The organism is Pseudomonas lactucae (assembly GCF_016937615.1).
Lineage (GTDB): Bacteria > Pseudomonadota > Gammaproteobacteria > Pseudomonadales > Pseudomonadaceae > Aquipseudomonas > Aquipseudomonas lactucae.
In genome coordinates this window covers 1-10,741 of record NZ_JAFHKI010000159.1, presented here as the reverse complement: position 1 = coordinate 10,741, position 10,741 = coordinate 1, and the positions used below count along the sequence as shown (strand labels likewise).

General features: G+C 61.7%; 11 protein-coding genes and 2 pseudogenes. 5 read left to right on the top strand and 8 right to left on the bottom strand.

Translation table 11 applies throughout. The features are described from left to right. Positions 1-102 (top strand): annotated as a pseudogene (pyrE, locus tag JWR98_RS25065) (orotate phosphoribosyltransferase); the annotation flags it as partial. 141 nt (positions 103-243) lie between these two features. On the opposite strand, the gene JWR98_RS25060 reads toward pyrE, so the two are convergent. From JWR98_RS25060 to ureE, 5 genes are all read right to left on the bottom strand, one after another. After that, positions 244-1,353 carry an AGE family epimerase/isomerase gene (locus JWR98_RS25060; RefSeq protein ID WP_205491487.1) on the bottom strand — a complete coding sequence of 370 codons (1,110 nt, stop codon included), beginning with the start codon at positions 1,351-1,353 and terminating at the stop codon, positions 244-246. A gap of 181 nt (positions 1,354-1,534) precedes the next feature. Further along, the gene (locus tag JWR98_RS25055) at positions 1,535-2,107 is read right to left on the bottom strand and encodes a HupE/UreJ family protein (protein WP_205491485.1); all 573 of its coding nucleotides are present in this window, start codon (positions 2,105-2,107) and stop codon (positions 1,535-1,537) included. A 23-nt stretch (positions 2,108-2,130) separates the two neighbouring features. Then, complete coding sequence (ureG, locus tag JWR98_RS25050) at positions 2,131-2,745, bottom strand: urease accessory protein UreG (protein WP_017526387.1); 615 nt, start codon at positions 2,743-2,745, stop codon at positions 2,131-2,133. 18 nt (positions 2,746-2,763) lie between these two features. Further along, positions 2,764-3,438: an urease accessory protein UreF gene (locus tag JWR98_RS25045; RefSeq protein WP_205491483.1), complete on the bottom strand. Its 675-nt coding sequence runs from the start codon at positions 3,436-3,438 to the stop codon at positions 2,764-2,766. Continuing rightward, entirely contained in the window at positions 3,435-3,935 is a 501-nt protein-coding gene (gene ureE, locus JWR98_RS25040) for an urease accessory protein UreE (protein WP_078731342.1), read from the bottom strand. The genes JWR98_RS25045 and ureE overlap by 4 nt, the downstream gene beginning before the upstream one ends. 275 nt (positions 3,936-4,210) lie before the next feature. Between ureE and JWR98_RS25035 the strand changes: the two genes are divergently transcribed. Beyond that, a complete protein-coding gene (locus JWR98_RS25035) occupies positions 4,211-4,717 on the top strand; it encodes a C40 family peptidase (protein ID WP_078731343.1) in 507 nt (168 codons plus the stop codon). A gap of 4 nt (positions 4,718-4,721) precedes the next feature. On the opposite strand, the gene JWR98_RS25030 is transcribed toward JWR98_RS25035, so the two are convergent. Both JWR98_RS25030 and JWR98_RS25025 read right to left on the bottom strand, forming a co-directional pair. Further along, on the bottom strand, positions 4,722-5,354 hold the full coding sequence (locus tag JWR98_RS25030) for a TetR family transcriptional regulator (RefSeq protein ID WP_003171415.1): 633 nt from the start codon (positions 5,352-5,354) through the stop codon (positions 4,722-4,724). A 150-nt stretch (positions 5,355-5,504) separates the two neighbouring features. After that, a complete protein-coding gene (locus JWR98_RS25025; protein WP_078731344.1) occupies positions 5,505-5,951 on the bottom strand; it encodes a hypothetical protein in 447 nt (148 codons plus the stop codon). A gap of 346 nt (positions 5,952-6,297) precedes the next feature. Between JWR98_RS25025 and JWR98_RS25020 the strand changes: the two are divergent. Beyond that, positions 6,298-8,365: pseudogene (locus JWR98_RS25020) on the top strand (AsmA family protein). Between the two features lie 55 nt (positions 8,366-8,420). Here JWR98_RS25020 and JWR98_RS25015 read toward each other — a convergent pair. Continuing rightward, positions 8,421-8,951, bottom strand: a complete 531-nt coding sequence (locus tag JWR98_RS25015) for a ferritin-like domain-containing protein (RefSeq protein WP_078731346.1) — start codon at positions 8,949-8,951, stop codon at positions 8,421-8,423. A 176-nt stretch (positions 8,952-9,127) separates the two neighbouring features. Here JWR98_RS25015 and JWR98_RS25010 point away from each other — a divergent pair, with 176 nt between their 5' ends. Both JWR98_RS25010 and JWR98_RS25005 read left to right on the top strand, forming a co-directional pair. Next, complete coding sequence (locus JWR98_RS25010; RefSeq protein ID WP_078731347.1) at positions 9,128-10,018, top strand: esterase/lipase family protein; 891 nt, start codon at positions 9,128-9,130, stop codon at positions 10,016-10,018. Positions 10,019-10,137: 119 nt separating this feature from the next. Further along, entirely contained in the window at positions 10,138-10,437 is a 300-nt protein-coding gene (locus JWR98_RS25005; protein ID WP_017849707.1) for a PsiF family protein, read from the top strand. The last annotated feature ends 304 nt before the right edge of the window (positions 10,438-10,741 follow it).

Genomic DNA, 10,741 nt, shown 5'->3' with positions numbered 1-10,741 from the left:
ATCGTGTCGTTGAACCAGGTGTTGCAGTTCCTGGAAGATGACCCGCAGCTCAAGCAGCATTTGCCGGCAGTACGGGCGTACCGCGAGCAGTTCGGCGTCTGACACAGAACCAATTGTGGTATGAGGGCTTGTGTGGGGGGGGCAAGTCGAATCGTCGCACCGCCCCTCCCACATTTGATCACATTCCAAAATTGGAACTCGGTCGAATGTGGGAGGGGGTTGCCCCCGATGAGGCCCTGAAGATCAGCCGAGATGCCGGATCAGCCCCTGATAGCAGGTCGCCAAATGATACGGCGTGGTCGACGGCATATCCCGCCGACTCACCTTGCCATCGGCATCCAGGCATTCATGCCAGCCTTGTTCATGCAGGAAATGCTGCTGCAGCGCCAGCAATTGGCGCTGCAACACCGGCTCGCTGCCAGGCCGCAAGGTCAACGCCCGCAGGTATTCGGCCTGAGCCCAGATCCGTTGAGTACCGTCGCGCACGCTGCCGTCGAGGGCGAGCATGCCGCTGACCGCACCGCTTGACTTATCCACACCGGTTTCCTCGGCGTAGGCAAACGCCCGTGTCAGCGAGGCATGCAGCGCTGTGCCGCGCAGCACCGCCGACGATTCCAGCAAAAAGAACCACTCGAACTGATGCCCCGGTTCAAACCAGTTATCCACAGCGCCCAGCGGTTTCTCCATCATCACGTCGTGCTGGCGATCAATGAAGCGCTGCTGCATGGCCGTCGCCAGGTTGAGCAGGGCGGCCTGCACGTCGGCGTCTGCCCGTACGGCGAGGGTAGCGAGGAAACCTTCGGCCAGGTGCATTAATGGGTTTTGCAGCGGGCCCGACTTGAGGGACGACCAATTGCGCTCCAGCACGGCCTCGTACAGGCCATCGCCGGTGGCGAAACGCTGGGCCACCACTTCCAGGGCGGCATTGAGCACCGACTCTACCAACGGCTCACGCACCTTGGCCCAGTAATGGGCGCAGGCGAAGATGATGAAGGCGTGGGTGTAGAGGTCTTTGCGTTTGTCCTGCGGCTGCCCGGCCGGGTCGATGCTGTAGAACCAGCCGCCGTGCTCGGCGTCATGGAAGTGCCGTTGCAGAGAGCGGAACAGCGCTGCGGCGCGCTCTTCGGCGAACGCGGCCCCCGGCTCGCCGATCAGGCTGGCGAACAGATACAACTGCCGGGCGCAGGCCATGGCGCGGTAACGTTGTGGGGGCAAAGGCCGGTGATCGGCGTCCAGCGCCTCGTAGGGCAGTGCCAGGTCGGCATTCCAGCCCGGGCCCTGCCAGAGCGGCACGATCAGCGTGTGGAAGTGCGTGAGCACGGTATTCAAGGCAGGCGGGGAAGCGATGGGCATTGGCTGGCGTCGTCACGGCAGGGGTGTTTGCCGCGCATGGTAGCAGGCTTGAGGTAGATGTTGGTTTTGAGACCGCTATCGGGAGCAAGCCCCCTGCCACATTCAACTGAGTTCCAACTTTGGAATGCATTCAAGTGTGGGAGGGGCTTGCCCCCGATGAGGCCCTTAATAGCGCCGCAAATCAGCCCGCCAGCAACCAAGCCCCAGTCACCGCCGAAGCCGCCCCAGCCACCCGCACCAGCGGTGCCGCAGCAGCCGGCAGCCAACGCACCAGCGCATAACCTGCCGCGTGCAATACCGCAGTCGCACCGACAAACCCCGCCGCATACGTCCAAGGGCTGGTCATGTCCGGCAGCTCCAAGCCATGCGCCACACCGTGGAACAGCGCAAACAACGCCGTCGCGCCCACCGCCATGAACAAGGGCGGGCGCACCGCCAGCGCGACGGCCAGGCCCAGGGCCAGCACCGAGGTGGCAATCCCGCTTTCCAGCGCCGGCAACGCCAGGCCTTCAAAGCCCAGCATGCCGCCGATCAGCAGGGTGCCGACAAAGGTGCACGGCAGCACCCAGCGGGCAGCGCCTTTTTGCTGCGCCGCCCACAGGCCGACCGCGAGCATGGCCAGCAAGTGGTCGATGCCGCCCAGTGGATGGCTGATACCGGCCACCAGGCCGTTGTCGCCGTGGCCCGGATGAGCGAAGGCCAGGGCCGGGGTGAGCAGCAAGGCGGCGGCTGCGAAGAGTTTGTTGAGGCTCATGAGCAGATTCCTTATGGGTTGATTTATGCAGCGGTCAGCAAGCCCTGGCGTTCGATAAAGGCGACGATGTCATCCAGTCCGACGCCGGTTTTCTGGTTGCTGAACACAAAGGGTTTGCCGTTGCGCATGCGCTGGGTGTCGCTGTTCATCAGTTCCAGCGAGGCGCCGACCAACGGCGCCAGGTCGATCTTGTTGATCACCAGCAGGTCGGATTTACAGATCCCCGGGCCGCCCTTGCGCGGCAGCTTGTCACCGGCCGACACATCGATCACATAGATGGTCAGGTCGGACAGTTCCGGGCTGAAGGTCGCCGACAGGTTGTCGCCACCGGACTCCACCAGAATCAGGTCCAGGCCGGGGAAGCGGCGGTTGAGCTGGTCCACCGCCTCCAGGTTGATCGAGGCGTCTTCACGGATTGCTGTGTGCGGGCAGCCGCCGGTTTCCACGCCGATGATGCGCTCCGGCGCCAGGGCCTCGTTGCGCACCAGGAAGTCGGCGTCTTCGCGGGTATAGATGTCGTTGGTCACCACCGCCAGGTTGTAGCGGTCGCGCAAGGCCAGGCACAGGGCCAGGGTCAGGGCGGTCTTGCCGGAGCCGACCGGGCCGCCGATGCCGACGCGCAGAGGTTGTGTGTTCATGTGCTTCTCCAAAAAGTCTTAGGAACGGAACAGGCGGCTGTACTGGCGCTCATGGGCCATGCACGCCAGGGACAGACCGAAAGCGGCACTGCCCAGATGCTGGGGGTCGATGCGAGCGGCATCCTGCTGGGCTTGTTGCAGCAGCGGCAGCAGTTCGCTGGTCAGCCGCTGGGCGGCCTGCTGGCCCAGGGGCAGGGTTTTCATCAGCACGGCCAATTGGTTTTCCAGCCAGCTCCACAACCAGGCGGCGAGGGCGTCATCGGGGCTGATGGCCCATGCGCGCGCGGCCAGGGCCCAGCCCAAGGCGAGATGCGGCTCACGGCGTTGTTCAAGAAAGCTGCGGGCTGCGTCGTCCAGTTCCGGCAAGCCACTGAGCAACTGCTGCAGGGAATAGCCCATCTGGCGGCTCTCCTGATACAACTCGCGGGTTTCGCGGCTGGCTTGATGCGCTTGGCACAGTTGCGCCAGCGTCGGCCAATCCTGCTCGGCCGCGGCGCGGCAATGGGCAAGCAGCAACGGCGCCTCGAAACGTGCAAGGTTGAGCAGCAGCTGGTCGCTGATCCAGCGGCGGGCGCTAGCTGCGTCATTCACGCGGCCATCGTCCACCGCCATTTCCAGGCCCTGGGAATAGCTGTAGCCGCCAATCGGCAATTGCGGACTGGCCAGACGCAGCAGCGCCCAGGCTGGGTTCATACCCGCACGCCGAACTGATGCAGCTTGGGCGGGTAGTTGAAGTCTTCATCGCCATGGCGCGAATGATGATGACCGCCGCCATAGGCACCGTGTTCCGGCTGGAATGGCGCTTCGAGGGTTTCGGTATGGGCGCCCAGCTGTTCGAGCATGGCCTTGAGCACGTAATCATCGAGCAGGCGCAACCAGCCATCCCCGACCTGCAACGCCACATGGCGGTTGCCCAAGTGATAGGCCGCGCGGGTCAGTTCAAAGGCGCTGGCGCAGGTGACATGCAGCAGTTGTTCAGGCCGGGCGCACACGCGTACGACACGTCCGTCTTCAGCTTGTAGGAATTCACCATCATGCAGCGGTGGCTGACCGCGCTCCAGGAACAGACCGACGTCTTCACCGTCGGCACTGAAACAGCGCAGGCGGCTTTTGCTGCGGGCCTCGAAATTCAGCAGCAACTCAGCGGCCCAGAGGGGTTGGGGGGCGATTCGGTGGTGGATCACCAGCATCAGGAAGCTTCCAGCTATGAGCGATGAAACAGCTAGAGCAAGGGGCTTGCCAACCGTGCCGGGGTACCGCAAACGCCTGTGGATAAGCGCGTTGATGCCACCAAACAGGGCGCGGGAAATTTCTGACGTGAACCAGATTGGTGCGCCAAGGCCTGCGATGCACTCCCTGTGGGCGTTTGGGATATTTCCTACACCTACTCAGGATTTCGCGTTCAAGCCCTTGCCCAGTCGATCATTAGTCTGTGCGCCGTGTTTAACCCACTGCGACGTTCATCATGATCAAGTCATTTCTCTATCTCATCCTGGCCAGCCTGCCTTTCGTTGTCACTTCGGCGTCGGCTAACTATCAACCTCGGGCCGACTTCGGCTCCTCGCTGCGCAGCCTGCCGTCATCTTCCATCGACGACGTGATCGACCGCGCACACGAGTTGCTGGGCACGCCTTACAAGTGGGGCGGCAATTCGGTGGAGCAAGGGTTTGATTGCAGCAGCTTGCTGGTCTACCTGTTCAAGACCCAGGCCAATATCAAAATCCCGCGCACCACGGCGGCAATGCACCGGTCAACGGCCTCCACTATCAAGCGCAGCGCGCTCAAGCCCGGCGATGCGGTGTTTTTCAAGGGGAACGGACGCGGTCAGGTCAGCCATGTCGGCCTTTATATTGGCGAGGGCAAATTCATCCATTCGCCGCGCACCGGCAAAAACGTGCGTATCGATTCACTGAGCAATAGTTACTGGAACAAGCACTACACCACCGCCAAGCGTTTTCATACGCAGGGCTGATCGTCTATTCGGTGCTGCCCAGCCCTTGCCAATGTTTGAGGCCGATGAAGATAAACCGCAGTTGCTGGGTGATTTTTGCCTGGGGCGTGAGGTGGGCAGGCAGGGCGTGAGGCGGTGGGTCGATGATGTCGGGGAGGGTGGCGAACACACTTTTGACGATCAGGTCGGCCATCACGTGCAGGCCGTCGGCATTCAGGTGCTGCAGCTTGGGCATCAACGTCAGGTCGGCAGCGAGGTCGCGGGTGATGTCCTCGCGCAGGGCGGCGATGGCCTGGCGCACGGCCAGGCAGCCGCCGTATTGCTCGCGGGCCAGGAACAGGAACTGGGAGCGGTTGGCCGACACCACATCGAGAAAGATCCGCACCGAGGCATCGATAATGCCGCCCATCACGAATTCGTTGTGGCGCACCAGGCGAATCGTGGCGCGGAAGGTCTGCCCGACCTCACTCACCAGTACCAGGCCAAGCTGGTCCATATCGGCAAAGTGTCGGTAAAACCCGGTGGGAACGATGCCGGCCGTCTTCGCCACTTCACGCAGGCTCAAGCTGCCAAACCCACGGCCACACTCCATCAAATGGCGGGCTGCGTCCATCAGGGCGAGGCGGGTCTGTTGCTTTTGTTCGGCGCGGGGCAGCATGGGCGGGCGAGCTTTGTGGTCAAGTACAGCGACGCACTCTAGCAAAACCGCTTCGCTGGCGTCGAACTTGGCGGGGGGAGACGTGACGTTTACTGCAAAAAGTCAAAAGCCCGATCGACTGACCGGGCTTTTTTCTGGGCCACCACTGGGTTAGCTCTGTGCTTGATGCATTTCTTCCAGGCGGTCAGCACCACCTTCGGCGACAGCATTGCGTTCCAGCAGACGGTCGGCACCACCTTCGGCGACAGCGTTGCGTTCTTGCAGACGGTCAGCACCACCTTCGGCGACAGCGTTGCGTTCCAGCAGACGGTCAGCACCACCTTCAACCAGGCCTTTCTGTTCCAGGCGGTTGCGGCCATTTTCGGTCACACCTTCGGCGTAAGCACGTTTGTTGGCGCGGTCCGAACCACTTTCAGCGACGGCGCCTTTGGCGTAGTCACGGTTCTCGTCTTCTTGCGAGCCGCTGCGAGCCAGGGTCTGGTTGAAGTGCGCGGCGTCGGCTTTGACTTGTGGGGTGACTTGTTCGGCGGCTGGCAGGGCAAAGGCACTGGAAGCCAGGATGGACAGTAGAACGGTAGCGAGTACTTGGCGTTTCATGATGGGTTGCTCCTTGGGAGGGCGATAAAGTGGGTACGGGGCTAATGCTACTCTCGATAAGTCGATATAAAAGTTCATAAACACAATGGTAATAATCAACAGAATTGATTGTTCTCGGCAGAGGCTCTAGAACGCGCCTCTCAAGCACGCGGTTTTGCACCGGGGTGGGTATTTTCGACACGCATCCGGGTAACAATGGTGCGCCGTTGATGATTGAATGTGTCTGGTCGATCAGGAAAATGGCTTTTTGCGATTAAATTGACCGCAGAGCTAAACCCCCAGGCGGTTTGCCAGTCGTACCCTTATGAACAGTCGTTCTGCTAGCCGTGTTGAGGAGCCTTGTGCAATGACGCGCACCCGTAAAATCGTTGCCTGGATCTGCGCCAGCTTCGTTCTGTTAATCGCTGTCGCCGTGTTGTTCCTGGTGTTTTTTGATTGGAATCGCATCAAACCGCCCCTCAACGCCAAAGTCTCCGAAGAGCTGCATCGTCCGTTCGCTATCAATGGCGACCTCGCCGTGCTGTGGCGGCGCGAGCCCGATGAAGGCGGCTGGCGCGCCTGGGTGCCGTGGCCTCACGTAATTGCGCAAGACCTGACCCTGGGCAACCCCGACTGGTCGAAAAAACCGCAAATGGTCACGCTCAAGAAAGTTGAACTGCGCATTTCGCCCCTGGCCCTGCTGGTGCAGCGCGTGGTCATCCCGCGTATCGACCTCACCGAGCCGAGCGCCGAGTTGCAGCGCCTGGCCGACGGCCGCGCCAACTGGACCTTTGAGTTCGACCCCAAGGACCCGGACGCCGAGCCTTCCAACTGGGTGGTGGACATTGGTGCCATCGGTTTCGACAAGGGCCATGTGACGCTCGACGACCAAACCCTCAAGACCCAACTCGATGTGATCGTCGACCCGTTGGGCAAACCCATCCCTTTCGGTGAGATCGTCGGCGACGCCGATGCCAAAAAGGCCTTGGAAAAAGGCGCCGCGCCGCAGGACTACGCGTTTGGCCTCAAGGTCAAAGGCCAGTACCACGGCCAGAAACTCGACGGCGCCGGCAAGATCGGCGGCCTGCTTGCCCTGCAGGACGCGGCCAAGCCATTCCCGCTGCAGGCCCAGGTGAACATCGCTGACACCAGCATCGCTCTGGCCGGCACCCTGACCGACCCGCGCAACCTTGGCGCCCTCGACCTGCGCCTGAAACTGGCAGGCGCAAGCCTGGGCAACCTGTACCCGCTGACCGGCGTGACCCTGCCGGATTCGCCGGCGTATTCCACCGATGGTCACCTGATCGCCAAATTGCACGAAGCCGATGGCGCGTCATTTCGCTATGAGAATTTCAACGGCAAGATCGGCAACAGCGACATCCACGGCAACCTCGCCTACGTCGCCAGCCAGCCGCGGCCCAAACTCAGCGGCGCGCTGGTGTCCAACCAATTGCTGATGGCTGACCTTGCGCCCCTGATCGGCGCCGATTCCAACGCCAAGCAAAAGGCCCGTGGCGGAGCAAGCAAACAACCGGCGACCAAAGTGCTGCCGGTGGAAGAGTTCCGCACCGAGCGCTGGCGTGACATGGATGCCGACGTGGAATTCACCGGCAAGCGCATTGTGCACAGCGCCGACTTGCCCTTCACCGATCTCTACACGCACCTGGCGCTCAACGACGGTGAACTGAGCCTTGTGCCCCTGCGCTTCGGCGTGGCCGGTGGCAAGCTCGATGCGCAGATTCGCTTGAACGGCCGCATCACACCAATGGAGGGCCGCGCCAAACTCACCGCGCGTAACTTCAAGCTCAAGCAACTGTTCCCGACCTTCGAACCCATGAAGACCAGCTTCGGTGAGCTCAACGGCGACGCCGATATTGCCGGGCGCGGCAACTCGTCGCGGCGCTGCTGGGCAGCGCAACGGTGACTTGAAAATGCTGATCAACGACGGCGCGATAAGCCGGGGGCTGATGGAAATCGCCGGTCTCAACGTGGGCAACTACGTGGTGGGCCGCCTGTTCGGCGACAAGGAGGTGAAGATCAACTGCGCCGCCGCGGACTTCGGCATCAAGACCGGCCTGGCAACCACACGGCTGTTTGTGTTCGATACCGAGAACGCCATCATCTACATCGATGGCACGGCGAACATGGCCACCGAGCAACTGGACCTGACCATCAACCCGGAGTCCAAGGGCTTTCGCCTGTTTTCGCTGCGCTCGCCGCTGTACGTGAACGGGCCGTTCATCAAGCCCAATGCCGGGGTCAAAGCCATTCCATTGGCGCTGCGAGGCGCAGGCATGGTGGCGCTGGGCGTGATTGCCGGGCCTGCCGCTGGGTTACTTGCGCTGGTCGCGCCCAGCGGTGGAGAGCCCAACGAATGCGCGCCGCTGCTGCAACAGATGAAGGAAGGCAAGGCGCCGAAAACCGTGAAGGGCTGACTGACGAAACACAGATTCAACTGTGGGAGGGGCGAGGCCCCTCCCACCTCAGGTGTTACAGATCCTGCAGGATGTCCGCCATGTCATCGGCGTGTTCTTCTTCCTGGGCCAGGATGTCTTCGAAGATGCGGCGGGTGGTCGGGTCTTTGTCACCGATGTACTGGATGATCTCGCGGTAGCTGTCCACGGCGATGCGCTCGGCCACCAGGTCTTCGAAGACCATTTCCTTCAAGGTGTTGCCCGCGACGTACTGCGCGTGTGAGTTCTTCGACAGCAGGTCGGGGTTGAACTCTGGTTCGCCGCCCAGTTGCACGATGCGTTCGGCCAGCTTGTCGGCGTGTTCGGCTTCCTGGGTCGCGTGTTCCAGGAACTCATCGGCGGCGATGCCGGCCTTGAGGCCGTTGGCCATGAAGTAGTGACGCTTGTAGCGCAGCACGCAGACCAACTCGGTGGCCAGCGACTCGTTGAGCAAGCGGATGATTTCCTGGCGGTCGGCGTCGTAACCTTCGGTCACGGCGCCATTTTCGACGTTCTGGCGGGCGCGGCTGCGCAGGGTGGCGACGTCGGTCAATTGGGCTTGAGTCATTTCAATCTCCTGGGGCTAATCCGGTTTTACGCCACGCTCTGCCGGCGTGATCGTTCCAGGTTGTGAGTCTTGCGCAGAGCAAAAAGTTTTATTGGATTTAGCCGCATGTGTCATAAGCGCGTCGTGCGCGGCGGCTACGCTGCACTCATCCTTTTGTGATCAAGGACGTTTGTTTCATGGCGCAGTCGTCAGCCACGCGTTATCCCCTGGTGCTGGTGCCCGGCATGCTCGGCTTCGTGCGCCTGGGGTGGTTTCCCTATTGGTACGGCATCGTCCCGGCGCTGCGAGCGGGCGGGGCGCAAGTGTTTCCCGTGCAGGTGGCGCCGCTGGACTCCAGCGAAGTGCGCGGTGAGCAGTTATTGGTGCAGATCGAGCGCATTCGCCTTGAAACCGGCGCCGATAAGGTCAACCTGATCGGGCATAGCCAGGGCGCGCTCACCGCGCGTTACGCGGCGGCCAGACGCCCGGAGTGGGTGGCGTCGGTGACGTCGGTTGCCGGACCCAACCACGGTTCTGAATTAGCGGACCATATCCATGCGCATTACCCCGTCGACGGCGCCAAGGGTCGCCTCATGAGCGCGCTGTTTCATCTGGTCGCCTGGGTGATGGGCGTGCTGGAAACCGGCTATCGGGGGCCGCGTTTCAAGGCCGACCTGCGCGCCTCGCACCTGTCGCTGACGCGCGAAGGCGTGGCGCTGTTCAATCGCCAATACCCCCAGGGCTTGCCCGAGACGTGGGGCGGGCAGGGCGCCGAGCTGGTCAATGGCGTGCGCTATTACTCCTGGTCCGGCACGTTGCAGCCGGGCATCACCGACCGTGGCCGCAACCTGTTCGACGGGACCAACCGCAGCTGCCGTTTGTTCGCGCGCAGTTTTGTGCGCGAAAAAGGCCAGTGCGACGGCATGGTCGGGCGCTACAGTTCACACCTGGGGCGGGTGATTGCTGATGACTACGCGCTGGACCATTTCGATGTCGTCAACCAGTCCTTGGGGCTGGTGGGCAAGGGTGCCGAGCCGATTCGCCTGTTTGTGGAGCATGCGCAGAGGTTAAAGGCCGCCGGGGTGTAGCCGGCACGCCGCGCCCAGGTTGAGCGTGTTAATAGCGGGGATTGCGGGAAGGTGTAACAGGATTTGGCTACACTCTCGAAAGGCCACACCCCTCGGCGTGGTAATAGGGAGAAAACTCCATGAAGATGCTGCGTATTCCGTTATTGATGATGGGCCTGCTCCTGTGTTCCCAAGGCTTTGCCGCCACTGCCCAGCAAAACAAAATGACCACCTGCAATGCCGAAGCCACCACCAAGACGCTCAAAGGCGACGAGCGCAAGGCTTTCATGAAGACCTGCCTGTCGGCCCCGGCGGCCAATGACGCCAAGACCCTGACCCCGCAGCAGCAGAAAATGAAGGATTGCAACGCGTCGGCAAAAACCAAGGCGTTGACTGGTGATGCGCGCAAGACCTTCATGAGCACCTGCCTCAAGGGCTGATCCCGATTTAGCAGGCGCTGGAAAACAACTGTGGGAGCAAGTCGAATCGTCGCACCGCCCCTCCCACACTTGATCGCATTCTCACCTTCAGCTCTCGCTTGATTTCTGGAACGCTGGCAGACTGCCCATCCTTTAACGCCGTTCGTTTTGAGGCTGTATGCCAACGTTTCCTCAGCGTCATGTGTTGTTGCTGGCCAGCTACATCATTATTTTCGGCGGATTGCTGCTGGTCCTGCCGCTCAAACTACTGCCCAGCCTGCTGGCCGGCCTGTTGGTCTATGAACTGGTCAACATGCTCACCCCC

Excerpts from the sequence above, each read along its gene's own strand:
- JWR98_RS25060 (WP_205491487.1), bottom strand. The coding sequence starts at position 1,353 with ATGCCCATCGCTTCCCCGCCTGCCTTGAATACCGTGCTCACGCACTTC.
- JWR98_RS25055 (WP_205491485.1), bottom strand. The coding sequence starts at position 2,107 with ATGAGCCTCAACAAACTCTTCGCAGCCGCCGCCTTGCTGCTCACCCCG.
- ureG (WP_017526387.1), bottom strand. The coding sequence starts at position 2,745 with ATGAACACACAACCTCTGCGCGTCGGCATCGGCGGCCCGGTCGGCTCC.
- JWR98_RS25045 (WP_205491483.1), bottom strand. The coding sequence starts at position 3,438 with ATGAACCCAGCCTGGGCGCTGCTGCGTCTGGCCAGTCCGCAATTGCCG.
- ureE (WP_078731342.1), bottom strand. The coding sequence starts at position 3,935 with ATGCTGGTGATCCACCACCGAATCGCCCCCCAACCCCTCTGGGCCGCT.
- JWR98_RS25035 (WP_078731343.1), top strand. The coding sequence starts at position 4,211 with ATGATCAAGTCATTTCTCTATCTCATCCTGGCCAGCCTGCCTTTCGTT.
- JWR98_RS25030 (WP_003171415.1), bottom strand. The coding sequence starts at position 5,354 with ATGCTGCCCCGCGCCGAACAAAAGCAACAGACCCGCCTCGCCCTGATG.
- JWR98_RS25025 (WP_078731344.1), bottom strand. The coding sequence starts at position 5,951 with ATGAAACGCCAAGTACTCGCTACCGTTCTACTGTCCATCCTGGCTTCC.
- JWR98_RS25015 (WP_078731346.1), bottom strand. The coding sequence starts at position 8,951 with ATGACTCAAGCCCAATTGACCGACGTCGCCACCCTGCGCAGCCGCGCC.
- JWR98_RS25010 (WP_078731347.1), top strand. The coding sequence starts at position 9,128 with ATGGCGCAGTCGTCAGCCACGCGTTATCCCCTGGTGCTGGTGCCCGGC.
- JWR98_RS25005 (WP_017849707.1), top strand. The coding sequence starts at position 10,138 with ATGAAGATGCTGCGTATTCCGTTATTGATGATGGGCCTGCTCCTGTGT.